The sequence below is a fragment of the Streptomyces sp. NPDC054847 genome (genome assembly GCF_053610925.1).
On sequence record NZ_JBSGZJ010000782.1, the window covers coordinates 1 to 1,261 of the forward strand.

At 75.7% G+C, this 1,261-nt stretch carries 1 pseudogene; it reads left to right on the plus strand.

What is annotated here, in order from left to right:
- Positions 1-459: 459 nt before the first annotated feature.
- Positions 460-1,261 (plus strand): annotated as a pseudogene (locus ACWGH4_RS35210) (acyl-CoA dehydrogenase); the annotation flags it as partial.

Genomic DNA, 1,261 nt, shown 5'->3' on the forward strand with positions numbered 1-1,261 from the left:
ACCACCCCGAACCCCACCCCGGGCAGCACCCCCACCCCCACCACCCCGGGCGCGGCCACCGGCACGGCCACAGGTGCGGGGCCCGGCGCCGGCACGGCCACAGGGGCGGGCGCAGGTGCGGGCACGGCCACAGGGGCGGCCACAGGGGCGGGGGCCGGTACAGGCACGGGTGCCGGCGCCGGGACGGCCACGGCCACAGGGGCGGGCACAGGTGCGGCGGGTGCGGGCATCATCACGGGCACGGCCCCCCGCACCACGCCCACCGCCACGTCCGCGGCCACCCTCACCACGGCCACCGCAACGGCCGCGGCGACGATCACCACGGGTGCGGGCGGCGGAACAGGGACGGCGACCGGAACAGGGTCAGGGGCCGGGGCCGCGGCAGGAACAGGAACGGGGATAGGGACGGGAACAGGGGCGGGGATAGGGACGGGAACAGGGGCGGGGATAGGGACGGGGATGGGGGCGGGGGGCAGACCCGGCGCGGCCTCGCCCGTCACCGCGCCCGCCCCCACCACCCGCTTCCCCCCGCCGCCGCCCACCGCCGCCCGCCGCCCGGCCCACCGGCCCACCGGCGGCGACGACACCGACCAGGCCACCACCGACGCCGTCACCCGCGAACTGCGCCACCTGCTCTTCGACGGCGACGAACAGGACACCATCCACACCCCCTGGCGCACCCTGATCACCCACGACGCCTTCCTCACCGACGAGGACGACCTCACCCCCACCCAGCGCACCGCCCGCTCCTACCAGCGCCTGCACCTGCTCAACGCCACCGCCGCCGGCGACCCCCTCGCCCTCGCCCGCGACCCCCGCCGCCTCGCCGCCCTCCACGAATGGACCGGCATCGCCGACAGCGCCCTGGGCACCCTCGCCGGCATCCACTACAACCTCTTCCTCGGCACCCTCCTCGACCACGACCACCCCGAACACCGCGACCTCACCCCCTACACCACCCTGCAACACACCGGCACCTTCCTCGTCACCGAACTCGCCCACGGCAACGACGCCGCCCACCTCAAAACCACCGCCCACCACCACCCCGACACCGGCGAGTTCACCCTCCACACCCCCACCCCCGGCGCCGCCAAATTCATGCCCAACACCACCACCACCGGAGGCCCCAAAACCGCCCTCGTCGCCGCCCGCCTCATCACCCACGACGGCACCGACCGCGGCATCCACCTCTTCCTCACCCCCCTCCACGACGAAAACGGCCCCCACCCCGGCATCCACATCACCCCCCTGCCACCCCGCC